This is a genomic window from Paenibacillus sp. alder61, from assembly GCF_020179875.1.
In the GTDB taxonomy this organism is placed as follows: domain Bacteria; phylum Bacillota; class Bacilli; order Paenibacillales; family Paenibacillaceae; genus Fontibacillus; species Fontibacillus faecis.
Genome location: NZ_JAIUDG010000012.1, coordinates 173,861 through 199,188 on the forward strand (window position 1 = coordinate 173,861; position 25,328 = coordinate 199,188).

Genomic DNA, 25,328 nt, shown 5'->3' on the forward strand with positions numbered 1-25,328 from the left:
TTCGCTGTTGCCCTTGTCCACAACCTTGAACTCTCTCAAGATGAGGAGAAGTCCCGCCTGCTTAATAAGGAGGTACGGGACTTTTAAAGATGACTTTAGGTATGAGATTGTATGTAGTTTACAACTTCACCTACGGTCGTAATCTTCTCTGCATCTTCGTCGGAAATTTCCAGGTCGAATTCATCCTCGAGTTCCATGACCAATTCCACGACATCGAGAGAATCCGCACCCAAATCATCTTTGAAAGAAGCTTCAAGCGTAACTTCGGCTTCATCAGCACCAAGGCGATCCACCACAATGCGTTTTACGCGATCCAATACATCGGACATCCGGTTCACCTCCTCTTTGGTATTATACGAGAATTAAAAGTAAAATGCCAGAAGCGATAGCGGGCGAATCACATGTACATTCCGCCGTCGACGTGCAGCGTCTGTCCGGTCATATAGGACGCGCTGTCCGAGGCCAGAAAAACGGCCACTTTGCCGATCTCTTCCGGCTGGCCGAGCCTCGCGAGCGGGATGCCTTTCAGCATGCCTTCCCGAAGTTCTTCGGAAAGCTGATCGGTCATATCCGTTTCGATAAAGCCCGGGGCGATACAGTTGACGGTGATCCCGCGCGACGCGAGCTCCCGGGCCGACGATTTCGTCAAACCGATGACGCCGGCCTTGGCGGCCACATAGTTGGCCTGTCCGGGATTGCCGAGCGTGCCGACGACCGAAGAGATGTTGATGATCCGGCCGGAACGCTGCTTCATCATCGGACGCGTCACCGCTTTAATTCCGTTAAACACGCCCTTCAAATTCGTCTCGATGACTTCGTCGAACTCTTCCTCTTTCATCCGCATAATCAAATTATCTCTAGTGATTCCCGCGTTGTTTACGAGGATGTCGATCTTGCCCCAGGCGTCCAACACGCCCTTGACCATCCCTTCAAACTGTTCGCTGTTTCCGACATGAGCCTTCACCGCATAGGCTTTAACGCCCAGCGCTTCAATCTCGGCCACGACGCCCGCAGCCGCCTGTTCATTCCCGGCATAGTTCACCGCGACATTCGCGCCGGCCTCGGCCAAGGCAAGGGCGATGCTGCGTCCGATTCCGCGGGACGCGCCCGTAACCAGAGCGTTTTGCCCTTCAAGCGGTTTTGCCATAATGTCATTCATCTCCTTCCCCAAAGAGGATATACCTTTTGGATTCTAAATCAAGGGAGGTCAAGCTTAAAAATACCAGAAAAGGATGAGCTTGTCAGCCTAATCTTTTAGCGGAGCGCTTCCGCCGATGCTTCCAGGCTCTCCAGCCCGTTGACGTTAAGAATCCGGACGCTCTTGTCGATTTTCTTGATCAAGCCCGCCAGCACGCTGCCAGGCCCCAACTCGACAAAGGTATCCACGCCTTCGGCGATCAGAAATCTCACGCTGTCCTCCCAGAGAACCGGGTTGTACACCTGACGGACCAACAGGTCCGCAAGCTCCCCGGCGCTTTGGACCGGACGCGCCGTCACATTGGCTATGACCGGAACGTCGGCGTCCCCGAACTGCACCTCGGCCAGTTTCGTCCGCAGCCGCTCCGCCGCCGAAGTCATCAACGAGGAGTGGAACGGTCCGCTCACTTCCAGCGGAATCGCCCGCTTGGCGCCGATCTCCTTCGCCCGTTCGACAACTTTGGCAATCCCTTCACGGGTACCCGAGACGACAATTTGGCCCGGGCAGTTGATATTGGCCAGCTCGACCAGGTCGCCACCGTCCGCAATCTCTTTGCACAGCCCCGCGAGCGCCTCGCGTTCGCCGCCCAGCACGGCCGCCATGGCGCCTTTGCCGCCGGGTACCGCCTGCTCCATAAATTCGCCGCGGGCCCTTACGATCGCAACGGCTTCCTCAAACTTCAGCGCGCCCGCCGCCGTCAAAGCGCTGTATTCGCCAAGGCTGTGTCCGGCCACATAGTCCGGTCTGATCCCTTTCGCGGCGAACGCTTCATAAAGCGCCACGCTTGTCGTCAGCAGCGCCGGCTGCGTGTTGGCCGTTTGCTTCAAATCGCCGTCCGGCCCTTCAAAAATCAGCTTCGACAGCGGCATGCCGAGCACCTCGTCCGCCCGCTCAAACAAGCGCCGGCTCTCCGACACGCCGTCATACATATCTTTGCCCATTCCTACATGTTGGGAACCCTGTCCCGGAAAAACAAAGGCGATCTTCCCCATCTTCCGATCACGCCCTCCTGTCCTTCATTAATCTGCAATCTGCACGCCGCGCGGATTACCAAACGAGCACGGACGCCCCCCAGGTCAATCCTCCGCCGAAGCCGACCAGAAGCACCGTGTCGCCTTCCTTCATCCGCCCCTCTTCCGCCGCCTCGACCAAGGCAAGCGGAATCGAAGCCGCCGAGGTATTCGCGTACTTATCCACGTTGATCACGCACTTCTCCTCCGGCAATTCCAGGCGCTGCATTGCGGAGTGAATGATCCGGATATTGGCCTGATGCGGCACGAAAAGATCGATATCCTCTTTGCTCTTGCCGGCCTTGCGGAGCACTTCCTCCGTCGCCGTCCCCATGACCCGCACCGCGAACTTGAACACCTCGCGGCCGTTCATGTAAATAAAGTGCTTGCCGCCCTTTACCGTCTCTTCCGAGGCCGGGAGTCTGGATCCGCCGCCCTCGAGTTTCAGCAGCGGCCCGCCGGCCCCTTCCGCGCCAAGGTCGAAGGAGAGGAAGCCGCGGCCCTCCGGAACTTCGCCCAGAACGACCGCTCCGGCTCCGTCCCCGAACAGAACGCAGGTGTTCCGGTCGGTGTAATCCGTAATGCGGGACAACGTATCCGCCCCGATGATCAGGGCATTGTTATACATGCCCGTCTGCAAAAAGCCGTTCGCGGTCGCCATGCTGTACACAAAGCCCGAGCATGCCGCGGACAGGTCGAAAGCGGCGGCTTTCTTCGCCCCCAGCTTTTCCTGCAAAATGCAGGCGGTCGAAGGAAAGGTCGTGTCCGGCGTCACGGTGGCGACGATGATCAACTCCACATCCTCCGCCGCCAGACCGGCCGTTTTCAGCGCCCGGACCGCCGCCTCGTACGCCAGATCGGAAGTCGCCTGCTCCGGCGCGGCGATGTGGCGTTCGCGGATCCCCGTCCGCGATACGATCCATTCATCGTTCGTCTCTACCATTTTTTCCAAATCGGCGTTGGTCAACACCTTCTCGGGCACATACTTGCCGTACCCGACGATTCCAATTGAACGAAATTTCATGATTGCACCATCCGTTTCCCGATTTCCTCCGCGATACTTTCCGTCAACCGGCTCTGCAGGGCGGTCCGCGCCTGGCGAACCGCGTTTTTGATCGCATCGCCGTCCGAAGAGCCGTGCCCCTTGACTACCAGGCCGCTAAGACCGAGCAGCGGCGCTCCGCCGTGCTCTTTATAGTCCAAGGTCTGCTTAAGCCCTTTCAGGGACGGCATCAGCATCGCCGCCGCCAGCTTGTTCTTCAGCGATTTGGTAAACTCCTGCTTGAGCAGCGAGAACATGGCGCCGGCCGTCCCTTCCAAGGTTTTAAGCAAAATATTGCCGGCAAACCCGTCGCAGACGAGGACATCGCAAGCCCCGGTCAGAATATCGCGCGCCTCGACATTGCCGACAAACGCGATCGGCGTCTCCTCCAGCAGCGGATAAGCCGCCTTCGTCAATTCGTTGCCCTTCTTCGCTTCCGTTCCGACGTTCAGCAAGCCGACGCGCGGCTTCTCCATACCGTGAACCTTTTGCCGGTAAATGCTGCCCATCAGCGCGTATTGCGCCAGATGCTCCGGCTTCGCGTCCATATTCGCGCCCAAGTCCAGCGCCAATACGCCGCGTCCGTCCAGCGTAGGAATCATCGGCGCCAGGGCCGGCCGTTCGATCCCCTCCAGCCGCCCGACGACAAGCAGGCCGGTCGTCATAAGCGCGCCCGTATTGCCCGCCGAAATCATCGCGTCCGCTTGGCCTTCGCGGACCATCCGTCCGGCTACGACCATCGAAGCGTCCTTCTTGCGGCGGACCGCCTTAACGGGCTCATCCTCGGCCTCGATCACCTCTTCGGCGTGCTGGATCGATAGATTGGACGGAGCCCCCGCCATCAGCGGTTCCAAAGCCTCCTTGCGGCCGACCAGCACGATTTGCACGTCGCTCCATTCCCGGGCCGCGGCCAGCGCGCCTTCCACGGTGCTCTTCGGCGCGTGATCCCCGCCCATGGCGTCAATCGCGATTCGCATGGCTATTTCCTCCCTCTTGATTGTCATCGGCGGTGGACCGGTAGATGACAAAGTTCCCTTGAAAAACCATTTCTTCCCCCACATAGGTAAATACTTCGACCCGAGCCTTGCCTTTGTTGCCGGACATCGGACGCACGTAAGCCTTCGCGATGCACTTCTCCCCCAAATGAACCGAGCGGATAAACCGGATGTCGGCGGAGAACGTCAAAGCGATCTCGTCGTTAATCACGGCGACGGCCAAGGAGTTGGCCTGGGCGAACACATGGTGTCCCCGCGCAATCCCCGTCCGGGAAAAAACATGCTCCTCCCGGATTTCGAAGATGGAGATCCCGCTCTTGTCCAGCTGGAGATCGACGATTTCCCCGATCACCTCATGCAGCGGCAGGGACCGAACCTGATCGTAGGAGCGCTCCGCCATCAGCTTCATGCGTTCCCTGAGTTCGGGGATTCCCAGCTCCAGGCGGTCCAATCGAATCGTCTGAATGCTGACTTTAAGCTGACGCGTCAGCTCCTGATCCGTGACAAACGGATTTTCCTCTATAAGTTTCACGAGCTGCTGCTGTCTCGCTCTTTTCGGCAAACGTTCGATGGATATCCCCTCCGAGGATCAGTTCAATCTATTATAAACGCTAGGTTGATGACATCACATTTTAGAACCTGGTACTAAATTCTAGTATAAAACATCTGCCCGGAAAAAGAAAGAGGCAATGCTTCTAACCGCCGTTCTTTCCGCCCCGCGGCACATCATAGCCACCCGTCAAACGGGTGGTTTTGCTTTAAGGCTATATGCCTTTATTACCGGCTTGCGTCTAAAGGCGCTAACTTTCACTTCGTTCAAGCTACTATTCCGTTACCGCTTTTGCCTACTCCTGAAGGGGTGCGTTTATTACTAGTCCCCCTTCAGACAACCTTGATAACATAGAATTCCTGCATATGTGCATGCTTTTTTCCTGTTTGGATTAAAAATTTCAAAATACCTGCAAATCTGCAGGAATTTTCGACGAAACCGGCTCGTTTCTCTAAAATCGCTGGAAATGCCTGCAGATTTGCATCTTTTTTCGCATTCCCTCGGGAATCGGCCTAAAATTCCTGCAGATTTGCATCTTTTTGGAGTTGGAAGTTTGGAAACTAGCCCCAAAAAAAATAGTATCTCACCGAAATGAGATACTACCTGAAGTTGTTGAAATTACAGTCGCTTACGCGTTGATAATTTCTCTCGATTTGTATGTTCCGCAAACTTTGCATACGTGGTGAGCAAGCTTCAATTCGCCGCATTGTTCACATTTTACCATGCCCGGCACAGCCAATTTGAAGTGCGTACGACGTTTGTCGCGGCGCGTTTTGGACGTTCTCCGTTGAGGTACTGCCATGGTTCCCACCTCCTTATCAAGTCAACCCGGGTTCCCGGTTTCTTACGCTGTTCGTTGTTTACTTTTTGAAAAAATCGCCGAGCGAGGCCAGACGAGGATCAATCCGCTCCGTATTGCAGCCGCAATCCCGCTCATTGCGATCGGTTCCGCAAGAAGGGCAAAGCCCTTTGCAATCTTCCTTGCACAAGGCCGCGAAAGGAAGGTTCAGAAGAAAGGACTCTTCAACGTAGGGCTTCAGATCCAACTGATCTTCAGCGACCCATTGCAGTTCCTCATCTTCATCCTGCGCTTCCGCCTCGGGATGATCGCTTTGCTTGAAGCGTTCTTCAAACTCGATATCGACTTTGTGGCTCAAGGGCTTCAGGCATCGGGAACAGGACATGTCCAGTTCGCCCGCAAGGGTTCCGGTCACCTTCACCACTCCGCCGCCGGCAGGCTCGGCCTGAAGATCGGCTTGTAGGGGTCCGGCCGCCTGAATATCCTTGCGTCCCTTGATAACCTGGCTGACATCCAGCGTCTGGTGGAACTCCACCGGGCGGTCGGACGACGCCAACTGACGAAAATTTAAGATCATGAATATCACTCCAAACAAACAAAAATTATTATACCGATTTTCAGTAAGTTTTGTCAACAGCCCTGCTGTGTTATTATTCATATTAAATAAACCAAAATCATCGTGCAGTAACCGCCGGCGCGCCTCTACAGAGCGCCCTGCGGAAGCTGTGCCGTCAGAGGGGAACGAACTTTGAAGACCGTCGGACTCATCGTCGAATATAATCCGCTTCATAACGGGCATGCCTATCATTTCGCCGAAGCCAAGCGGCTGGCCGGTGCCGAAGCCGCCGTCGCCGTGATGAGCGGCGATTTTTTGCAGCGGGGCGAACCCGCGATCGTCGGCAAATGGGCCCGGACCGAAATGGCCCTGCGGCTCGGCGTCGACCTCGTGCTGGAGCTGCCGGTCGCCTATGCCGTGCAGCCGGCCGAATGGTTTGCGTACGGCGCCGTCGCCACGCTCCAGGCGACCGGCGTCGTGACGCATCTGTGCTTCGGCAGCGAAGCCGGGGCGCTCGAGGCCCTGCAGCCGCTCGCGGAGCGGCTGGCGGACGAGAGCGCCGCGCTCCGGGCGGCAGTCCGCGAGGAGCTCGCCACCGGGGCGAGCTACCCCGCGGCCTACGCCGCCGCGGCCGCCCGCACCTGCGCGGGCGGCGATGCCGCCGCGGCGCGAGCGCTTTTGATGCAGCCCAACAACAGTTTGGGGCTGCATTACCTGATCGCGCTGCGGCGGCTGTCCAGCGGCATCGCGCCGCTGACGGTGCGGCGGCGGGCCGCGGGGTACCACGACGCGGCGCCGCGGGACGCCGCGATCGCTAGCGCCACCGCCGTGCGGGCGCTCCTGGCCAAGGCGGGCGGGCTTGCCGCCGCGGAGCCGTACGTGCCGCCGTTCACGGCGGCCGTACTGGCCCGCGAGTTCGCCGCCGGGCGGGGGCCGATGGACTGGGAGCGGTTCGCGCCCCAGTTGTTTCACCGGCTGCTCGCCTGCACGCCCGGCGAGCTCGCGGCCCATCATGAAATGACCGAAGGGCTGGAGTACCGGATTAAACGTCTGTTATCCGATCTAAGCCACCCCACGGTATCCGAGCTGGTCAAACAGCTGAAAACGAAGCGTTACACGCACACCAAACTTCAGCGGACCCTGCTCCATGTTTTGCTTCAGCATCCGGCCGATTCCCTCGCCCCTGAAGCTTTGGGGCAAGGGCCGCAATATTTGCGGGTCCTGGGCTTTTCGCAAAAAGGCAGAGCGCTGCTCAAAACGATGAGAAAAACGGCCGCCCTCCCCGTCATCACCCGGGCGGCCGGCGGCGAGGCTCATTCTCATTTGGCGCTTGATCTCAAAGCCTCCGCCCTTTACGCGAACGCCATGACGACAAGAACGACGGAAGATATGTTGCGGGATTATCGGCAGCCTCCACTTCAGTTATAGAGGCCGAGGTTCGGCCTTTATGATTTGTACGACAGCTCCTTCAAATACTTCAGGGCGTCGTCGACTCGCTTGACCGGAACCAGCTTCATCGAAGTCCCGAGTTCGTCGACCTTCGCCTTTGCTTCCTTATAATTGTCCTCCGGCACAAAAAATATATCCGCCTTCTCCCGATCGGAAGCGACGATTTTAAACTGGACCCCGCCGATCGGGCCGACGGTTCCGTCCTCCGCCACGGTGCCCGTTCCGGCAACGCGGTAGCCTTTGCTCAGGTCCCCGGGGGTCAGCTGGTTATAAATTTCCAGGGAGAACATCAACCCTGCGGAAGGACCGCCGATTCGCGTTTCGGCAAAATGCACCTCCATGCCCGGATCCTGCGGCTGGATTTTTCGGACTTCCCCGACGCTGACCCCGAATCCCACTTTGGCGATCCCGTTGGTTTCGCCGAGTTCCACCAGCTCTACCCGCTGTTCGACCTTTTTCCCGTTTCGCTCCAGCTCCACCGCTACTTGATCCCCCGCCGATTTCCCGGACATGAGCTCAGCCAGCTGCTCGAACTTTTCGACTTTCTTCCCGTCCACTTTTCTGAGGATGTCTCCAGGATGAAACTCTCCCTTGGGGGTGATCTTGTCGGAAAGGCCGATCACAAAAACATACTCCGGCACGATTTTGTATTCGACCCCCGCGTATTTGTAAGCGGCCATGATCGCGCTGGATTGCGAAGTATTCATGTAGTAGCGCTGCTCGGTCTGATATTCCTCCTCGTTCCGGTCCGGTTCCTTGCGGATGACTTCCGTGTGAGGCTGAAATTGGGACGTGACGAGCATAGCGATATTCGCATAGCTGACGGAAACGGTGGTCAGCATAAAGGTTCCCTTTTCTTCCGTATCCCCTTTCTTAACGCTGACGATCGGTTTGATCTCCTCCGCCGAACCGGGTTGATGGATCATATAAGGCGTGGGCATGTACACCAGGACGTAAATCAATATGGCCAACGTGATTAAATACAGCCCCGCTTTAATGACGGACGATCTGCTTCTGCGCATTTCCCTCTCCCCCCTCTGATTTTGCCGTTCTCGGACAATGGCATGTACTTTGCCTCCCGAGCATATATCTTGTACTATTCCATTCGTTTTTTAGCGATTATCAAAAAAAGTAGGTGAACTCCTTGCCAAGCAAGAGCTCCACTTCCGGAAGCAGCTTTTCGGCGACACTGCTATTCGGGCTGTCCGCCGTCCTGCTCGTCGTTTGTATTATGATCGACCCCCGCGAGGCCTTTCAGGCTTCCGGCCAGGGGTTAACCGTCTGGTGGCGGATCGTGTTCCCCGCCCTTCTCCCGTTTCTGGTGCTGTCCGAAATCCTGCTTGCCGGCGGCTTCGCTCACGGGCTCGGCGTCTTGGTCGAGCCGTTAACCCGAAGGGGACTGGGCCTGCCCGGCTCTTATGCCTGGGTGCTGCCGCTCGGTCTTACGGCGGGTTTTCCGGCCGCCGCATCCGCCGCGGCCACTCTGTACAAACAAGGCAAGATTTCGGCTCTGGAAGCGGAAAAGATGGCCGCATCCGCCCACTTTGCCAGTCCGATGCTCATTGCGGTTGTGGTCGGCACCGGCTTCTGGGGGCGGCCCGAGTGGGGCCTCCTGCTCCTTGCCGCGCATTGGCTCGGCGGCCTCGCCGCAGGCGTTACGCTTCACCTTCTGGACCGGAGTCCGGGCCCCGAACCCAAAGCAAAGCCGGCCGTCACCTCTCCCTCCCGCCCCCGGCCGTCCCGATTCCGCCAGGCGCTCGCGCAAATGGAAGAAGCCCGCAGGGCGGACGGCCGCGGTATCGGCAAACTGCTGGGGGATACGGTCAGTTCGGGAGTACAGATCTCGATGACGACCGGCGGTTATATGCTTATTTTTGCAGTGGTCATCCATGTGTTGACCGGCATCTTGCCCGGATTTCTTCCTTCCTTCGTCGTGGCCGGCCTGCTGGAAGTCCATCTGGGCACCTACACGGCCGCCCGGCTGTCGCTTCCGCCGGCGATGGTCTGCGCACTGCTCGGCGCTTTGCTGGGATGGAGCGGAATCTGCGCGTTTCTGCAGGCGAGGTCCGTCCTGAAGCCTGCCGGCCTGGGCGGTACGAAGTATTTTTTGCTGACTCGACTGCTTCATGGAGCATACGCCTATGTATTGACTTTACTGCTGTGGGCTCCGATGTCCAAATGGCTCCCCCAAGTCAAGTCCACCACGGCGGAGGTTGATCTGCCTTCCGTTACCGCGGGCTCTTTTCCCATACCGGGATGGGAGCAAATCTCCGGAGTTGTTCAGGCCCAGTTTTGGCTGCTGTTGTTCCTTGTCGCAGCTTTTCTGGTCATTTCGCTCGTTTACAAAAAAAATGCGAATTGATGCTTTGCTTGATATCCTTCAACGGTTCGCGAATTTCTCCTTCAGCGCCTTCTCCACTTCCGGCGGAACGAGGTCGCCCACGTCCCCGTGGAAGCTGGCGATTTCCTTCACCACACTGGAGCTGAGATAGGAATATTTCGGATTGGTCATCATAAAAATCGTCTCGACCTCGCTGTTCAGCTTGTGGTTCGTCGACGCCAGTTGGAGTTCGTATTCAAAATCGGTTACGGACCGGATCCCTCTTACGATTACATGAGCCTGCTTGAGATCCATGTAATTGACGAGCAGATCCCGGAAGCTGTCGATTTCCACATTAGGCAAATGCGCCGTCACCGTGCCGAGCAATTCTTTTCGCTCGTCCACCGTAAACAAAGGATTTTTGCTCAAGTTGTTCAGGACGGCTACGATCAGTTTGTCGAACTGGCGCGACGCCCGCTGAATGATATCCATATGCCCCTTTGTCACCGGGTCAAAGCTTCCCGGATAAACCGCGATCCGCGGCGTTTTTCTTTGATGTTCCATCTTATGCCTCCTCGCCCGGTTCTTGAACCGGGGGTTCATGATCCTCTTCATTGTAGCGGTAGATAGAGACAGCCGTCTCGCCGTACTGGGCCTTTCTCGTCTCGGCAAAGGCCCCGACCCGCTCCGGATAAGCGTACGAGGATTCATACTCCAAAACGATTGTCGCTCCGGGATGGAGCAGGCCTAGCTGATCCATCATGCTCATCAGCTTGTCCCCATGCTTTAGACGATAAGGCGGATCCAGAAAGACGAGATTAAACTTCGCCTCGCGCTTGGCTAACGCCTTGAGCGCCCGTTCGGCGTCATTTTTATAAACCTCCGCCTTGTCCTCCAGCCCCGCCGTCCGCAAATTGGCGCGAACGATTTCGATGCTTTTATATTCCAAGTCCACGAATACGGCTTTGTCCATTCCGCGGCTCAAGGCCTCGATCCCCAGTCCGCCGGTACCCGCGAACAAATCCAGCGCGCAGCCCCCTTCGAAATACGGCCCGATCATGCTGAACAAGGCCTCCTTCACTTTGTCTGTCGTGGGCCTTGTCCCCATACCGGGGACCGCCTTGAGCGCTCTCCCCCGGGCACTGCCCGATATGACTCTCATGTTTCGCTTCCCTTCCTTCATGCAAAAAATGCCTGACGCTATCGTACCATAATCGAACGGGGAATTAAAAATTGAAATCTCTCCATATTTTCTCGCAAGGATGTATAAATCACCCTTAAAGTGATCAGAATGGTACTATCGACATCACAAATGTCGTAGACAACCGCGGAGAAGACTTACGTTTCCCCATAAGCTCTTCGTCCGGTTTCTCCTCTCCCATGATGGGCGTCCCGCAAGGGGCGCCCGGACAAAAGCCTTTGTAGCAAGGTTTTCTACGAAGGTTTTTGTCCTTTTTTTATGAGTTGATGAACTGAACTTTAACCATAATGCGAAAAAGCAAAAAACCGCTCATAGAGAGCGGTCGGGAATTCCTGAATCCAACGTGGAACATGCCGATTCCCCACGGGACCGGTTTACTTGATTCTTTTTAATTCTGCTTCCTGCTGGATCGAACGAGCAGAGAGAAGCTCGATGATTCTATGCTGATTCTCCAAAATGGTTTCCACGTTCTTCAGGCGATCATTGGTTTCCAGTACCACACGCTTGATCAAAACCTGATCCTGCTTCATCTCCAGCAGATCCTGTTTCATTCCCAGCTGTTCTTCCTTTACCTCCTGAAGTTCTTGCTTTATCTCATGGAGTTCTTGTTTCATCCCCTGCTGCTCTTGCTTTATCCCCTGGAGTTCTTGCTTCATTCCCTGCTGTTCTGTTTCGATACGTTCCAAGCGCTCATTCACGGGTACCAATTCCGCTCGAATTACCGATTGCAGCAACTCTTTAAGATCATTGTCCATGGGACTCCGCTCCTTAAAACTTGATGATGGTATTGTACCAGAACTGCCAGAGCAATGCTATCGGTTAAGCTTAGCAATTAAGTTTATAATATGGCAGTTTTACGGCCGTTTTAAATATCTGATCCTCATTTCGCTTTTTATGCCGGGTATATCAGATTTCATAGCCGATATTCCAGATTCTGTTGTATGCTGTATTAAGAAAGCAGTTCAAATCTGGGGAGGTTCCTTTTATGAGTCCGTTGTGGCGCAGCGTTTTTTCGTTTAAAGGATTTTTGGCCATGGTGATGGCGGCACTTCTTCTCACAAGCTGTGAGTCCACGAAAATGGCCGTAGAGACCAATACCCCAACCTCGATGAGCATGAAATACGCCAAGTTTACGGGGCAAAAAGAAAAGGACATTCAGGTGGAAAAAGGTCAGCCGTTGGAGGTCGGGTTTGAAGTAACCACCGATTCCGGGCAGTTGGATATTTCCTTGACGGATAGTCAGGGCAACCCCTCCTATCAAGGAAAACAAATCCAAACTTCCTCCTTTGTCGTCCAGCTCGATCAACCCGGAAACTACCGTCTTGAGGTGAAGGGGAAACAGCATAAGGGAAGTTTCGCCATTTCCTGGGGGAGTTTGAAACGATAAAAAGGCGTCACAGATATACTCTGCGACGCCTTCGCGCTGTTTCGCTTTTTCAGATCAAAATCGGCTGGGCAATCAGACCTCGTTGCAGGTCAAGTTCTTTTTTAACACCGATGAAAACATCTTGAAGGGACGAGCCCCAAAGAAGATTTTCCTGCAAAATATAAGCTTTGACCTCGGCGCAGCTCTCATCAAATGTTTCAAGATAGGAGCTCCCGGCCAATTCCAAGTGCTTTCTCGCTCGCTTGATCAAGGACATATATTCATGGTACAGTTCGGATTGTATGAGTTGGGAATCCGGAGAGAGGGTTGCCCAAGTAAATGCCCCACCTTCCACGCATTCGGAAGATCCTTGAACGTATTCTATGTCGGAGTGCACCATGATAAACAACCGGACCCGATTTTCCAGAGACTTGTAATGCTCCTTTATTTGTTCCAGCGAATCCATCCAACACACTCCTTTCTATTGGTATGACTATGCAGAAAGAGGGTGTCTTCTTTGTGTTTTTCGTTCCCCATACCATGAGTATAAGCCTTTTCCCAATCCTTGTATATATAGAAATTTACAAATCCGTAACTTTTGGATTAAAAAACCGTCATTTCATTTCCTGAATTTGTTGGATTTCATTCTTTCTTGTCAAACAGTCCGCGGCGATGCAAAATGGTGATGACCCGGTAGAAATCGAGGCTTCCGCCCTCCGGGGTATCGATCAGTGGCCGGGCCGGGTCATAGCTGACGGCGGCCTGAACCGCTTCTTTGGCCCAATCCGGTACGGGCATGCTCGCCTTTCTTTCCAGTTCGGCAATCCGCTCCGCCTGCATGTTTACCGTATCCAACAGGGCGTCAAACCGTTTCTTTTCCTCGGCCGTCATCGGCTCATCCCCTTTCCGAGTATCATATTGATATAGATTATACTTATCCATCAAACCGATTAATTTGGAAGCGTATGACGGATCGGTCGCATAACCTGCCGCCGCGACCGCCTTAGCCGCCTCCTGACCGGAACGCCGCAGCACCCCGGTGTATCGTTTATTCTGCAACAGCCGGGTATGATCCGCTATCGATTCTGCCCACGAGCGGTATTTCCGGAACGGGGCATGGATTCGTACCGGTGATCCGTTCCGGTATTCCGTCGTCGGCATCATTACGCTGCCTGCAGGCCCGTTACCTTTAATCCCGAATAAATTGTTGGCTTGTCTCGCCAGACCGCTGGATCCCCAATTCGATTCCAATGCGGCTTGAGCGATCGTGAGGGAAGCGGGAACTCCGCTTTGATGCCAGTCTTTCACCGCGTCCGGAGCAATTGCAGCGATGAATTCCGCTCTGTCCATCTCATCACCTCCAAAATCAGCATATGCAGAGGTTTCTCCGGACGCTTGGACAGAATAGGACAAAACAGGCTTATTCCAGGATCTTGTCGGGATCCGCCGCTTTTCTGATTTTGTGCTCCACCTTCTGGTCGCTTCCCAGATAGTACTTTTCCACAGGTTTTAAATTTTCGTCCAACGTGTAAACCAACGGAGTTCCCGTGGGGATGTTGACATCCACGATCTCCTCATTGCTTAAATTCTCCAGATATTTCACCAGGGCTCTGAGGCTGTTGCCATGGGCCGCGATGACCACGTTTTTCCCCGCAAGGATCTGCGGCTTGATTTCTCTGTCCCAATAATCCTGCACTCGCACGATCGTCTCTTTCAGGCTCTCCGTCAGGGGGATTTGCGAATCCGGAACATCGCGATATTTCGGATCGTTTCGCGGATAACGCTCATCCTCCTGATTAAGGGAAGGAGGAAGCACATCAAAGCTTCGGCGCCATAACATAACCTGATCCTCTCCATACTGCTGGGCTGTCGTCAATTTACTCAACCCTTGCAGAGCCCCGTAGTGCCGTTCATTCAGCTGCCAAGTCTTATGCACCGGGATCCAGAGCAAATTCATCGCATCCAGGATATAGTACAGTGTTTTAATCGCCCTCTTAAGGTAGGAAGTGTAGGCCACATCGAAAACGAATTTCCCCTCTTTCAGCAAAATTCCAGCGTCCTTCGCTTCCCTGACTCCTTTCGCAGATAAGTCGACATCCGTCCATCCCGTAAACAAATTGGATTTGTTCCATTCGCTTTCTCCATGTCTGACCAGCACCAACCGGTACATTCATCCATCACCTTTCTTATTTCGTAGTAAGATATTTTCTCCACATAAACGGAAATTCGGCCGTACATTCTAACATGCATATCGAGGTACATGGTGGGCAAGCTAACCATGATTCCCAATATCTAAACATTTAGGAGGACAAACTACATGTACAATAATGTCTCTCAGCAAGTTCGCGAGATCGAACAGATTGTAAGACAATTGGAACAGCAAACCCGCCAATCTACCGCCATGTATCAGCAAATGCTGGAACAGGAACAACAAAACGCGATTCAACTGGAGCAGTTGGCTCAACGCGAACGCAAGGCGGTTCAAACGATTCAGACAGCAATTCAAGGTCATCAGCAAGCGATGCAGCAGTTCCAGCAACTGTCGCAGCTGACGAGCCAAATTGAAAGAACCTCTTTTTCTGGAACCAGCCAATTCGGAAGTCAGGAATACAGACCGTCCAGCTCATTTGGGGGGGGATTTGGCCAAACGGGATTTAACCAAGGAAACATCGGCTCTTCCTCGATTGGATCTTCTTCGATTGGATCTTCTTCGATTGGATCTTCTTCCATTGGCGCTTCTTCCGGCGGAACTTCCTTCGGCTCGGGTTCGTCCTTTGGCATGGGCTCTTCCATCGGATCCGACTCCTCTTCAGGCACAAGCTCTTCCATCGGGGCCGGCTCCTCCTTTGGCGCAGGCTCTTCCATCGGGTCTGGATCCTCCTCTGGCGCAAGCTCTTCCATCGGGGCCGGTTCATCCTTTGGCGCAGGCTCTTCCATCGGGTCTGGATCCTCCTTTGGCGCAGGCTCTTCCATCGGGGCCGGTTCATCCTTTGGCGCAAGCTCTTCCATCGGATCCGGTGCATCCTTTGGCGCAGGCTCTTCCATCGGAGCTTCGCCTGTAAATTCGTCGTTCGGAGCCTCCGGTTCGTCGGCAGGATCCTTTGGAACTTCTTCGCTCAGATCGTCGGCCGGATCATCCTTCGGTTCGCAAAGCGGTTCTTCTTTCGGATCTTCCGCAGGGTCCGTCGGATCTATCGGCTCCGCCGGTTCCCTCGGCTCAGTTGGATCTGCCGGTTCCACCGGTTCTATGGGGTCTGTCGGTTCCGTTGGATCCATGGGATCCGGCGGATCGTCCTTCGGATCTTCCATCGGCCAAACGTCCGGGTCACAATTGAGCCCATCGAGCTCCAGCTCGGTTATGCGCGGTATGCAGTAACCTCCGTCAAACCGTTCAACTTCAGAAGCCGCCAGCTTTTGGCGGCTTCTTTCTTTTTTTACTCCTATTCATTAATACCCAAACCATCGTATAACTATAATCGTCCAGCGCCCAAACTATGTTATAATTGGTAAATATAATGATGGGTGGAGGAACTTATGAGCAAGCTCATGCTTTTTATTTTGTTGACCTGGTTGATAGGAAATCCCTGGATTGCCGTTATAATTTTGCTCGCAGTCCTTTATTTTATCGATCGGCGTTTTATCGGCGTATTTCCGAGCATTTCCATACCCTACAAAAGATATCGAAATATTAGCAAGCTACGCCAGCAGCTTTCCTTAAGTCCGTTTGATGTTTCCGCGAAGCGTGAACTGGCCCGCCTGTTATTGGAACGCAAAAAGTACAAAGAAGCGCTGGCTCTTCTTGAAGAAGTGCGAGACTACTCCGAGAGCTCGGCGGAATATTGGGACGATTTGGGGAGGGCGACCATCGGGCTGGGGCGTCTGGACGAAGGCGAAGCCATGATACTACAAGCGATCCGGCTAAATGAACGCGTAAGATACGGCCAACCTTATTTAACACTGGCCCTAGCCTTTAAGGAAGCTAATCCCGAAAAGGCGCTGGCCTACGTCGGTAAATACGGTGAAATCCAATCCTCCTCCAGCGAAGCCTGCTACCTTCTCGGCAGTCTCTACCGCTCGCTGGGGCGCAAAGAAGAGGCAAACCAAGCCTTTCAGGAATCCATAGCCGTCTACAGAAGCCTGCCTAAATTCAAAAAACGCCATGAACGAAAATGGGCGGTGCGCAGCTACTTTTCTTCCCTGTTTGTTTAGCCGAAAAAATAAAAGAACCGCATCCCCGTTCACACGGAGGATGCGGCTTTCATTTTTTCTATTCGTCCGATTCTTCTTCCTCTGTCCGATAAACGCACCGAAACTCCTCGTACCCGCCTTGCGAGATAAAGCCTTGGACCGAAAATCCGATATTGCGGAAAAAATCGGCTCCCTCTTCATCGGTTATGGCCGTAATGACCCGGGGTTGTTTGAGAAGCAAGGTCTCCAGCAGCATTCCGCGTCCGTAACCTTTCAAGCGGTCTTCCGGATGTACCGCAAGATGGTGAATGTCCATCTGGCCGCCTTCCCGGAGGGCAAAGCCGATTAACCCGATCCATTCCCCTTCCTCTTGATAACCGTATAACTCGGCTTGTCCACCGGACGCATAAAGTTCCCAGGCCTCTTTTTCCCGTTCGGGGTCAAAACCTGCCGCATATTCCATCAGCTCCCGCAGAGCCTCTTCGGCGGGGAACGATGTCACTTGAACGAGCACGCTCGGTTCCTCCCTTATTCCTTTTTACCGATCACTTCGGTTCTTCCATCGTCATAGCCTACGATAACCGTATCGGCGATATCCACGAACAATCCGTGATCCACGACGCCGGTCGTCATTTTCAATTCATGGCTTAACTCGCCCGGCGATACAATCTTGCCAAAAGACGCATCCGCGATATAGTTCCCGTTGTCCGTGACGTAAAGTTGTCCGTCCCGCTGGCGCATTTCGATTTCAACTTTATAGCGTTCTTGCAGCCGGCCCAGCGTCCATTCATAGCAAAAAGGCACGATCTCGATCGGAAGCTTGAATCCTCCCAGTTGGGACACCATTTTACCGCTGTCCGCAATGACGATGAACCGGTCACTGTTGATCGCCACCAGCTTCTCGCGCAGCAGAGCGCCGCCCCCTCCTTTGATCAGCGCCATCTGCGGATCCACTTCGTCCGCTCCGTCGATCGCGATATCCAGCCGGGTCACTTCGGATGCCGCCACTAGCGGAATCCCGTATTTCACCGCAAGCTCCTCGGAAGCATTCGAGGTCGCAATCGCCCGAATCTTCAAGCCCTTGCCCACCATCTCTCCGATTTTCTCGATAGCATAATAGGCTGTGGACCCGGTTCCCAAACCGACGGTCATCCCGTCCCGAACCCATTCGGCCGCCTTATATCCAGCCGCCTGTTTCGCATTCATAGTTCCGCCTCCTTATTTTGTGGCATCCTATATGTAACGGATTTTGTTTTTTATCGAACCAGCTAATATCATACCAAAAACAGGCGCAAAAAAGAACAGCGCACCCCGAGATCCCCCTTTCGGCAAATCCCGGATTCGCTGTTCATCATTAGGTATATTCAACTATGACAACCGTTGCGTCAAGCCTGATGGATCGGTTTAGGCGCTTTTCGTCTGCCCTCTTCTCCCTTGTCGGATTCGGGCTTGACCATCAGCAGCAGGAGCACTACCGCGATCAGCGCCACGGCTCCGATCACGATGAACATCATCGTGTGGCCGGCCCCCACCAGCAAAGAAATGACAGGCGGTCCCAACGAAACCCCGATAAAGCGCATACTGCTATAAACGGAGGTGATCGTTCCCCTTAATTCCTTATCGATCCCTTCGGTAATTAAAGCGTCCGAACTCGGCAGAACGATTCCGATGCCGACCCCGCATACGATCAAACAAGCGATCACGAAATAAATATTGTTCAAAAAGCTGATCCCGAACAATGCTCCCGTTGCCATAATCAGCCCGACAACTCCACACCATTTCATCAGCTTTTTGTTCTTTCCGATTTTTTTGCCCGTAATATAGGAAGCCAGGCACAGGGCCGCCAAAGGAATGGCCAATACCAGCCCTTTTAACACACCGTCCAGTCCATGCCGTTTCTCCAATTGATCGGATAAATAAAACAGCACGCCGAAGAGCAAAAACATGCAGATGCAGCCGATCGCGAAAATAGCATAGAGCCAGCGCCCTTTCTCGACAAACACGTTTTTCAGTGAAGTTAAAAACTCCCTTAAAGGCTTGGCTTCATGACGGCGTTCCGGCTCTTTAACCAAGAACAGGACCAGAAGAAGAGACACCAGGCACATAACAGGAATCGCCAGAAACGGCACATACCAGATCCACGCGCCCAAGAGCGCCCCTAGGATCGGGCTGAGCACCTTACCGAACGTATTCGAGGTTTCGATAATCCCCAGACTGTGGCTTACTTCATCCTCTTCGTCGAACAGATCCCCCACCAGGGGCAGGACGATCGGGAAGGCGCCGGCTGCGCCAATTCCTTGTAAAAAGCGCCCGGCCAGAATGATCCAATAAACCGCCAAGCCTTCCGAAAACCAGGGGGCAACCCCGGAAACCGCTCCCCCGATCCCGGCGATAACCAAGCTGGGAAGAATGATTTTTTTCCGCCCCCATTTGTCCGAAAGATATCCGGCCACAGGAATGAGCAGAATGGCTACGACCGCGTACACCGTAATCAGCAAACTGACCTGAAACGAGGAAACGCGGAGCTCGCGGGCAATTTGCGGAAGTATCGGGATCAGCATGGAATTGCCCAAGGTCATGATGAGCGGGATGGAAGCGAGCGCAGCCAAATCGCCTTTTTTGTTATCCATTATGATGGCCACCCTTCACAGTCGATAAATCATTCCATAAAGGGTAGTTTGGTTGTATTTCACGAAAATATACTCCGGGCCTTTATTCACACCTATACAAGAATATACGTATCCTCCCGGCTTTCGCGGACAAAACGGCTGGGCGTCCCCACGGAATACACATGCAGCAGATGCATAGCCCGCGTACACGCCGTGTAAAATAGTTTCCGCTCCGCTTCGCGGGTATATTTCTCGTCCGAACCGTCGTAGATCAGAACGGCATCGAATTCCACGCCCTTCGCCAAATAAGCCGGTATGATATGAATTCCTTTCTCAAAAGAGAGCGTCGTCTTCTTGATCAACTTCACCGGCAAATCTTTCGACAGCGCCTCATAGGCTTGCTGGCTTTCGGCCGCCGTTTTGCAGATGACCGCGATCATGTCATACCCCTCGGCGCGAAGCCCTTCGATATCTTGCCGGATTCGTCCGTTCAGTTCGGCGACATCGTCAAGAACGCGCACCTCAGGCTTTTCGCCTTCCCGGTTAAACGGCACAATCGCCTCACCGCCGGGAATCATCCCTCGGGTAAATTCGACGATTTCCCGCGTGGAACGATAGCTTTGCACCAAAGTGATCAGCTCACTCTGCTCCTCCCCGTACAATTCCGTCAGCGACGTGGACTGCTGCAATACCGAGGCATGAGCGTAAATCGCCTGATTCAAATCGCCGAGCGCCGTCATACGGGCACGCGGAAAGAGCCGCTTGAGAAAGTACAGCTGAAAGGGCGAGTAATCCTGGGCTTCATCGATAATGACATGCCGGATCGAGGTATTGGAACGGAAGCCCAGAATAAGTTCCTTCAAATACAGAAAAGGTGTGGCGTCCTCGTAAAACAGCTCCCCCTCCCGGATCTTCTCCAGAGTCTGCACGCAGATGGCGTCCCAGTCCACCGGAAGCTCGCCGCCGTGGATTTCCCGGAACAGGTCGCGATTTTGAAACAACTGGCTGTAGAGCGCTGTAACATCGACGAACCGCAGCGATTTTACCCATCTGCGCAGCGGTTTCAGCCGGTCGCTGACCACCATTTTGGATAGAATGACTTTTTCTTCGTCGTAATCGCTGAAATTGTCGGCCCGCCCTTTTTGATTGCGGCGCATCCGTTGAAACGCCCGCTGATAATCCTCGATGTCCAGGATTTGAATCTGCTCCTCGACCCAAGGTTCGTTCAGCTCGCCCTTTCCGAAGGCAGCCAGCTCCTTGAGCAGCCAATCTTTCAAAAGCTCACACCGGTTGGCCAGCCGAATCGCCGGATCAAAGGCATAGAATTTCTCCGCGATCGTGTCCGCGTCCACCACCACCTTGCCCATAAACCTCAAAGGCTTGAACCGCATCTCCTTCCGTTCCAGCAGCTGCTTATACCGATTGATCGCATCAAGGAACGAAGCCGAGGATTTATAGCGGATCCCGTTAATGCGGGCGGCATAGTCCTCGTCTTCCCGGCCCGAAAGCACATATTCGATCTGGATGAAGGGATCCTCCAGCTGAAATTCACGGCCGAGCCGATGTTCCAGATACTCCTGAAACGTTGTCTGCAGCATATTCTCTTCTCCGAGCTCCGGCAGTACGGTAGACACATAGCTGTTAAACATCGGATTCGGCGAAAAAAGAATCATCTGGTCCGCCTGCAGCGTATCCCGATGCTTATAAAGCAAATAAGCGACGCGCTGCAAGGCGGCGGAGGTCTTTCCGCTGCCTGCGGCCCCCTGGACGATCAACATGCGGCTTCTGTCATTGCGGATGATCCGGTTCTGCTCCCGCTGAATCGTAGCCACGATGCTCTTCATCTGGGCATCCGAACTGCGGCTGAGAACTTGCTGGAGCAGCTCGTCGCCGATCGTTACGCCGGTATCGAACATCACTTTAATTTCGCGGCCCCGGATCACGAACTGGCGTTTCAGGGTCATCGTGCCTTCAATCGTCCCGGAAGGGGTCTCGTAGGACGCCGGTCCGGGAACGCTGTCGTAGTAAAGATTCGAAATCGGTGCGCGCCAGTCGTAGACGAGAAACGTCTCATCTCCCTCCTCCAGCAGCGAAGCGATCCCCAAATAAATCGAATCGGTCCCGTAACCCTCTTCTTCAAAATCGATACGTCCGAAATAAGGCGACTGTTTGAGCCGCTTCATTTTTCCGAGTGCGGCCGAGGCGTGCTGATGGCTCTTCTCCCGCTCGGACAACACCTGCGATTGCTGGCGCAAGCTGGTGGAGGTTTCTCCGACATCGTCGGCTTCCGAGAAGTTGACGGTTACCTCATCCCAAAATTCCTTTCGCATGGTCACGACATCCCCGCGTACGCTGCCCACTTCACTCTCTAACTGCGCAATCTGTTCGTCAATCCGGTCGGAGACATATTCGACGCGCTGCTGCTCTTCTTTCCATGTTTGATCCGTTCCGTTCACCATGATCGCTCCCCTTGTAAGCTTCTATATAACGACTTTACCAACAAGGCAAACAGCCTATTGACATTGGAATACAATTATGATATAATCTTTTTAGGATATGTTTGCTTTGTTAATCATGTTTATATCGGCTTTTATTGTAACCATTTTATGCGCCTTTTTCAACTTGATATTATCGTTAATGGATCAAAGTCCTGCCGAGCGGCAGGACTTTTTTGTTATTTATGAATCACCGGCGGTGTGACGGTGATCCGCCAACCGGTTTAGCCTCTCCAGTTGATGCCCGTATTCATACATCTCCGCCGAGACGATCGACAGGCGCAAAACGCCAACCCGTTCGGAAGCGTACCGGTCCAGCATGCGCCGCAGAAACTCATCGTTCTCCCGCTCGAATTCCTCGGCCTCCCGATTGTTCGGTTTCAGCTTGTCGTCAAACTTGAGCATAATGTGCTCGTGAAATTTGATCAGCTTCTCCAACTGCTGGTCGAATTCGCGGTTCATTTCCGGCGTGCGGACGACCGCCTGGAAATAGTGCTGCTCCACCGCGTCCAAAACCCCGTATCCTTTTCGGAGAGCCTTCAACATTTGTTTGTATACGACCAATTGACGGCTATCGCTGAATTTGGGCGTTTTCAACTTCTTTTGATCTTCTTCCATCAACTTAAATTTGTCGTTTAGTGAATTGATTTTGTCTTCCAGCTTCCGCTTCTCGCTCCGGAACACCGTTTCCTTCATTTCATCGGAGACCGCCGTACGCAGCAGCAAAGAAAGCTGATGGAAGGTTTCCTGGATCTGATTCAGGTACTGCACCTTTGGCTTGGGCGGCATGACCAGAACATTGATGACGAACGCCGAAACGATGCCGATCAAACTCAAGGCAAACCGGTTCAGAGCAAACTCCCATTGCCCCGAGGCTTCCATAACCGATACGACGGTAACCAGCGTGATTCCGATCGTCTCGCCCATGTTCAGCTTCAAACAGATCATAATGACCAGAATGCAGACCAACCCTACCGCAATCGGTTCGTTGGAGAACAGCATACCGCCAAGCATAGCGAGAACGGCCCCAAGCGTATTGGTCTGAAGCTGGTCAAGCAAATATCTCCAGGACCGGTAAATCGTCGGCTGCATCGCAAAAATAGAAGCAACCGCAGCGATGACCGGCGACGATAAATTGAGCCAGCTCACCACATATAAAGCTAAGGTCACCGCAAGACCGGTTTTTAGCATTCTTGCGCCAAACGTCACATCGATTCCTCCTGTTGCTTCTCTCTTTCTCATTTTTACCCGAATTGATATGAATCCGTTCATTTTGTCTAAACTAAGAAGGCAAGGCCCAAATTATTCTAAACGATGAGGTGAAAAAAGTCTATGCACCAGCTGAAACGTCTGGCAGCCGCCACGCTCCTTGCCGCGGTCGCAGGGTGGGGTGTCTTTACCGCCTCTCCCGCATTCGCCCTTACGTCGCCGGCAGAGAGCGCTCCTCCCCAAACGGAGAACGATGAACGACAAAACAAGCCGCATCACCCGCACTTCCGGCACTTCCGCGGCGGGCACCTTGTTAAAGATACGGCGTCCATGCTCGGGATGGAACCGAAAGAGCTCGTCGATCGGCTGCGAAAAGGCCAGTCGCTGATGCAGGTCGTAAAGGCCGAGAAGGGCTGGAGTGAAGCCGAGTATATCAAAAAACTGACGGAAACGGCGTCCCGTCATATGGACGAAGCCGTCGCCGAAGGAAAGCTGAAGCCGGAGCAGGCCGCCAAAATCAAGCAGAGTTTGCCGGACAGGCTAAAGAAAGCGATTCATCGGACTTGGAAGCACGGCAGCCCCGGCCATCCGGCGATGGACATGCAGCATAATCATATTGTATGGCCCGCTCCGAATTCAAAGCCAGAGACCGCGCAAAATTAGTAAAAAAAGGACGGGGCCGCCGCCAGGACTGGCGACGGCTCCGTCCTTTCTGTCTTGTTGGTTTATTTTCCAGTTGGAGACAGCTTCTCCTTCTTCGCCGTACCGATCGGCACTTCCAGGATATCCAGCAAAAACATGAAGATCGGGATCCCGATGATTAACCCCCAAACTCCGAGGAAATGCTCCGAAACGAGCAGGATCATGAAGGTGTAAAAGATCGGGAGATGCGTTTTATTGGAGTAAAACTTCGGATTCAGGAAATAGGTTTCCAAGGCATGCACCAGGGCAACCATCACCAGGACATAAACGATCTTGACCAGGCCGCCGATCTTAAAGGCGATCGCGCATAACGGAATCAGCGAGATAATCACGCCCATGACCGGAATGAGACCCAGCAAAAAGATCATGATAAACAAAGCCACCAAATTCGGGAACCCGAAAATCCACAGAAAGATCGTGGAGAGCACCGCATTCACGAGCGCGATCATAAACTGGACTTCAATTACTTTCCCGAAGGAGGAGACGAATTTCTTGCCGAAATACTCCAGTTCGACGAACAGTGCCGAAAACTTGCTCGCTTTAAACTTCGCGGTGAAATGGGTTACCTTCTCCTTCTCCAACAGGAAGAACAAGCTAAGGATAATGGCGACGAACAGATTTAAGCTCCATTTTCCGATATCCGACAGGGCGTTGACCGCAAAACTAAATCCATCTTTGATATAGGCTGAAAGATCGATGTCCTTAAGCGTATCCACCAAAAAATTCAAAATGATATTGTCCGGCAAATCTGTGGGAGGATTGTCGTAGAAGGAGATGACTTGGTTCACCAAATCCGTCAGTTCCGTGAGAAACACGGGAAAATAATTGACGAGGGCCAACACAAGCAGGGAAATCATCACGATATAAATCAAGAGGATCGTGATACTTCGATGAATACGGATAACTTTGTCCACGTTCCGGGCAATGAAATTATGTATCCGGTTGATTAAATACGTTAGGATAAACGTGATTAACATCATGTTGAGCATGCTGCGCGAAAAATAAAGTACCAGTATGACAAACAACAGGGCCAGCACCCTGCGAAAACCCGGCATTTGAAACAATTCCCTAAAAAACGTCATAATTTGCAACCTGCTCCCTTATGTGGTTTCAAAAAACCTATGGGTTTATCTTAAGTCAGCCCCTGCCCGAAAAGCAAGTCAGCAAACAGGACAATTTTCTCAATTTTCTCACCCATCGCCTGTCCTTTCCCTTTAAATGCTTTAACGAAACATTGCGTTGCAGTTTCCAAGCGGGATTGCGCACGCTTGCCAGCTTTTTCGGTAAAGACTATAATCTCCGGTAATTACGTAATTATCCTTTGTATTCATCTGCAAGATCGACGTTGACGGAGAAAAGTAAGCGAATGCGTCCACACAGGGACGGCGGTGCCGGAGATTGAGAGCACCCCGATGGAGCCGCATCGCTGAAGTTCGCTCCCGAGTCGATTTCCCGAACCCGCCCGGCACTCTCGAGCGATATTAAGGAAATCCGGCCGCACACCGTTATCCGTGTCCAAGCTGAGAAACCGGAAGGTTGTCTAATGAGGGTGGTACCGCGGAATAATCCGTCCCTCACAAGGCAGCCTTTTTTTGTTTTTCTGCTCCCATAAAAAATTTATTCAGAGGAGTGTGTAAAC

At 53.5% G+C, this 25,328-nt stretch carries 27 protein-coding genes; 5 read left to right on the forward strand and 22 right to left on the reverse strand.

Annotated features, from left to right (window positions below):
- Nucleotides 1-95 precede the first annotated feature (95 nt).
- From acpP to LBW89_RS14665, 8 genes are all read right to left on the reverse strand, one after another.
- Complete coding sequence (acpP, locus tag LBW89_RS14630) at nt 96-329, reverse strand: acyl carrier protein (RefSeq protein WP_018750834.1); 234 nt, start codon at nt 327-329, stop codon at nt 96-98.
- A 68-nt stretch (nt 330-397) separates the two neighbouring features.
- Nucleotides 398-1,147, reverse strand: coding sequence for a 3-oxoacyl-[acyl-carrier-protein] reductase (fabG, locus tag LBW89_RS14635; protein ID WP_148449910.1), 750 nt, complete (start codon nt 1,145-1,147; stop codon nt 398-400).
- A gap of 107 nt (nt 1,148-1,254) precedes the next feature.
- Entirely contained in the window at nt 1,255-2,190 is a 936-nt protein-coding gene (gene fabD / locus LBW89_RS14640) for an ACP S-malonyltransferase (protein ID WP_148449912.1), read from the reverse strand.
- A gap of 55 nt (nt 2,191-2,245) precedes the next feature.
- Complete coding sequence (locus tag LBW89_RS14645) at nt 2,246-3,232, reverse strand: beta-ketoacyl-ACP synthase III (RefSeq protein WP_148449913.1); 987 nt, start codon at nt 3,230-3,232, stop codon at nt 2,246-2,248.
- On the reverse strand, nt 3,229-4,227 hold the full coding sequence (plsX, locus tag LBW89_RS14650) for a phosphate acyltransferase PlsX (RefSeq protein ID WP_148449916.1): 999 nt from the start codon (nt 4,225-4,227) through the stop codon (nt 3,229-3,231). The genes LBW89_RS14645 and plsX overlap by 4 nt, the downstream gene beginning before the upstream one ends.
- Nucleotides 4,211-4,807, reverse strand: a complete 597-nt coding sequence (fapR, locus tag LBW89_RS14655) for a transcription factor FapR (protein WP_148449917.1) — start codon at nt 4,805-4,807, stop codon at nt 4,211-4,213. Before fapR ends, plsX begins: the two co-directional genes overlap by 17 nt.
- Before the next feature lie 616 nt (nt 4,808-5,423).
- Nucleotides 5,424-5,597 (reverse strand): 50S ribosomal protein L32, encoded by a 174-nt coding sequence (rpmF, locus tag LBW89_RS14660; RefSeq protein ID WP_148449919.1) that lies wholly within the window; start codon nt 5,595-5,597, stop codon nt 5,424-5,426.
- 58 nt (nt 5,598-5,655) lie between these two features.
- On the reverse strand, nt 5,656-6,171 hold the full coding sequence (locus tag LBW89_RS14665; protein ID WP_148449921.1) for a YceD family protein: 516 nt from the start codon (nt 6,169-6,171) through the stop codon (nt 5,656-5,658).
- A 171-nt stretch (nt 6,172-6,342) separates the two neighbouring features.
- Here LBW89_RS14665 and LBW89_RS14670 point away from each other — a divergent pair, with 171 nt between their 5' ends.
- Nucleotides 6,343-7,578 (forward strand): nucleotidyltransferase, encoded by a 1,236-nt coding sequence (locus LBW89_RS14670; protein WP_148449923.1) that lies wholly within the window; start codon nt 6,343-6,345, stop codon nt 7,576-7,578.
- Nucleotides 7,579-7,595: 17 nt separating this feature from the next.
- Here LBW89_RS14670 and LBW89_RS14675 read toward each other — a convergent pair whose 3' ends face one another.
- Complete coding sequence (locus tag LBW89_RS14675) at nt 7,596-8,621, reverse strand: SepM family pheromone-processing serine protease (RefSeq protein WP_148449925.1); 1,026 nt, start codon at nt 8,619-8,621, stop codon at nt 7,596-7,598.
- A 122-nt stretch (nt 8,622-8,743) separates the two neighbouring features.
- Between LBW89_RS14675 and LBW89_RS14680 the strand changes: the two genes are divergently transcribed.
- Nucleotides 8,744-9,961, forward strand: coding sequence for a nucleoside recognition domain-containing protein (locus LBW89_RS14680; protein WP_148449927.1), 1,218 nt, complete (start codon nt 8,744-8,746; stop codon nt 9,959-9,961).
- Nucleotides 9,962-9,979: 18 nt separating this feature from the next.
- Here LBW89_RS14680 and coaD read toward each other — a convergent pair whose 3' ends face one another.
- From coaD to LBW89_RS14695, 3 genes are all read right to left on the reverse strand, one after another.
- Entirely contained in the window at nt 9,980-10,483 is a 504-nt protein-coding gene (gene coaD / locus LBW89_RS14685) for a pantetheine-phosphate adenylyltransferase (protein ID WP_148449929.1), read from the reverse strand.
- Nucleotide 10,484: 1 nt separating this feature from the next.
- Nucleotides 10,485-11,081, reverse strand: a complete 597-nt coding sequence (gene rsmD, locus LBW89_RS14690) for a 16S rRNA (guanine(966)-N(2))-methyltransferase RsmD (RefSeq protein ID WP_148449931.1) — start codon at nt 11,079-11,081, stop codon at nt 10,485-10,487.
- 413 nt (nt 11,082-11,494) lie between these two features.
- Nucleotides 11,495-11,875 (reverse strand): hypothetical protein, encoded by a 381-nt coding sequence (locus LBW89_RS14695; protein WP_225039422.1) that lies wholly within the window; start codon nt 11,873-11,875, stop codon nt 11,495-11,497.
- A 230-nt stretch (nt 11,876-12,105) separates the two neighbouring features.
- Here LBW89_RS14695 and LBW89_RS14700 point away from each other — a divergent pair, with 230 nt between their 5' ends.
- Entirely contained in the window at nt 12,106-12,507 is a 402-nt protein-coding gene (locus LBW89_RS14700; protein WP_148449934.1) for a hypothetical protein, read from the forward strand.
- A gap of 49 nt (nt 12,508-12,556) precedes the next feature.
- Here the strand turns inward: LBW89_RS14700 and LBW89_RS14705 are convergent, their stop codons facing one another.
- From LBW89_RS14705 to LBW89_RS14720, 4 genes are all read right to left on the reverse strand, one after another.
- Nucleotides 12,557-12,952, reverse strand: coding sequence for a hypothetical protein (locus LBW89_RS14705; RefSeq protein WP_225039423.1), 396 nt, complete (start codon nt 12,950-12,952; stop codon nt 12,557-12,559).
- A 176-nt stretch (nt 12,953-13,128) separates the two neighbouring features.
- Complete coding sequence (locus LBW89_RS14710) at nt 13,129-13,836, reverse strand: glycoside hydrolase family 73 protein (RefSeq protein WP_225039424.1); 708 nt, start codon at nt 13,834-13,836, stop codon at nt 13,129-13,131.
- 70 nt (nt 13,837-13,906) lie between these two features.
- Nucleotides 13,907-14,656 (reverse strand): 2,3-diphosphoglycerate-dependent phosphoglycerate mutase, encoded by a 750-nt coding sequence (gene gpmA, locus LBW89_RS14715; protein ID WP_225039425.1) that lies wholly within the window; start codon nt 14,654-14,656, stop codon nt 13,907-13,909.
- Between the two features lie 431 nt (nt 14,657-15,087).
- Nucleotides 15,088-15,795 (reverse strand): hypothetical protein, encoded by a 708-nt coding sequence (locus tag LBW89_RS14720; protein WP_225039426.1) that lies wholly within the window; start codon nt 15,793-15,795, stop codon nt 15,088-15,090.
- A gap of 225 nt (nt 15,796-16,020) precedes the next feature.
- Here LBW89_RS14720 and LBW89_RS14725 point away from each other — a divergent pair, with 225 nt between their 5' ends.
- A complete protein-coding gene (locus tag LBW89_RS14725) occupies nt 16,021-16,695 on the forward strand; it encodes a tetratricopeptide repeat protein (protein ID WP_225039427.1) in 675 nt (224 codons plus the stop codon).
- A 58-nt stretch (nt 16,696-16,753) separates the two neighbouring features.
- On the opposite strand, the gene LBW89_RS14730 is transcribed toward LBW89_RS14725, so the two are convergent.
- From LBW89_RS14730 to LBW89_RS14750, 5 genes are all read right to left on the reverse strand, one after another.
- On the reverse strand, nt 16,754-17,188 hold the full coding sequence (locus tag LBW89_RS14730) for a GNAT family N-acetyltransferase (protein WP_225039428.1): 435 nt from the start codon (nt 17,186-17,188) through the stop codon (nt 16,754-16,756).
- Nucleotides 17,189-17,202: 14 nt separating this feature from the next.
- A complete protein-coding gene (rpiA, locus tag LBW89_RS14735; protein WP_225039429.1) occupies nt 17,203-17,880 on the reverse strand; it encodes a ribose 5-phosphate isomerase A in 678 nt (225 codons plus the stop codon).
- Nucleotides 17,881-18,059: 179 nt separating this feature from the next.
- Nucleotides 18,060-19,304, reverse strand: a complete 1,245-nt coding sequence (locus LBW89_RS14740) for an MFS transporter (RefSeq protein WP_225039430.1) — start codon at nt 19,302-19,304, stop codon at nt 18,060-18,062.
- A gap of 92 nt (nt 19,305-19,396) precedes the next feature.
- Nucleotides 19,397-21,742, reverse strand: a complete 2,346-nt coding sequence (gene helD / locus LBW89_RS14745; protein ID WP_225039431.1) for an RNA polymerase recycling motor HelD — start codon at nt 21,740-21,742, stop codon at nt 19,397-19,399.
- Nucleotides 21,743-21,961: 219 nt separating this feature from the next.
- Nucleotides 21,962-22,987 (reverse strand): FUSC family protein, encoded by a 1,026-nt coding sequence (locus LBW89_RS14750; protein WP_148449950.1) that lies wholly within the window; start codon nt 22,985-22,987, stop codon nt 21,962-21,964.
- A 123-nt stretch (nt 22,988-23,110) separates the two neighbouring features.
- Between LBW89_RS14750 and LBW89_RS14755 the strand changes: the two genes are divergently transcribed.
- On the forward strand, nt 23,111-23,650 hold the full coding sequence (locus tag LBW89_RS14755) for a hypothetical protein (protein WP_225039432.1): 540 nt from the start codon (nt 23,111-23,113) through the stop codon (nt 23,648-23,650).
- A 62-nt stretch (nt 23,651-23,712) separates the two neighbouring features.
- Here the strand turns inward: LBW89_RS14755 and LBW89_RS14760 are convergent, their stop codons facing one another.
- Nucleotides 23,713-24,771: an AI-2E family transporter gene (locus tag LBW89_RS14760; protein WP_148449954.1), complete on the reverse strand. Its 1,059-nt coding sequence runs from the start codon at nt 24,769-24,771 to the stop codon at nt 23,713-23,715.
- Between the last annotated feature and the right edge of the window lie 557 nt (nt 24,772-25,328).